A 387-nucleotide genomic window follows, 5' to 3' on the forward strand; every position below is an offset into this window, starting at 1 on the left:
AGCACCGCGACCCCGGGCTGCACCGCGCGGCCCGACGGCAGCAGGCCGACCGACGGCGCCGGGCCGGTCGTGATCAGGTCCTCCACCAGCTCCAGGCTGTCCGCGCGGTGCGTCACGCGCGGGGTGAACCCGGCCAGCGACGCCAGCCTGCGGACGACGTCCTCGTCGGCGGTGTTGCGCGAGTTGACGATCCAGCCGTGGTCGCGGAACGCCTCGAACACCGCCACCGTGCCACCGGCACGGGCGAGCCCGGCGTCGGCTGCCGGGACGCCGAGACCCCAGCGCGCGGTCCACAGTGGACTCACCGTGAGCGCGGGGTCCACGCTCGCCGGGGCGAGGTCGTAGTCGTAGGTCAGGGCGAGGTCGATGTCGTCGGCCAGCAGCGCC

Annotated in this window: 1 protein-coding gene; it reads right to left on the bottom strand. The window is 75.2% G+C overall.

Translation table 11 applies throughout. The annotated features are described in order from the left end of the window. Positions 1–387 (bottom strand): LysR substrate-binding domain-containing protein (locus G3I65_RS03040; RefSeq protein ID WP_239070343.1); only part of this gene is annotated, 387 nt, incomplete at both ends.

This window comes from Amycolatopsis sp. SID8362 (assembly GCF_010550475.1).
Lineage (GTDB): Bacteria > Actinomycetota > Actinomycetes > Mycobacteriales > Pseudonocardiaceae > Amycolatopsis > Amycolatopsis eburnea.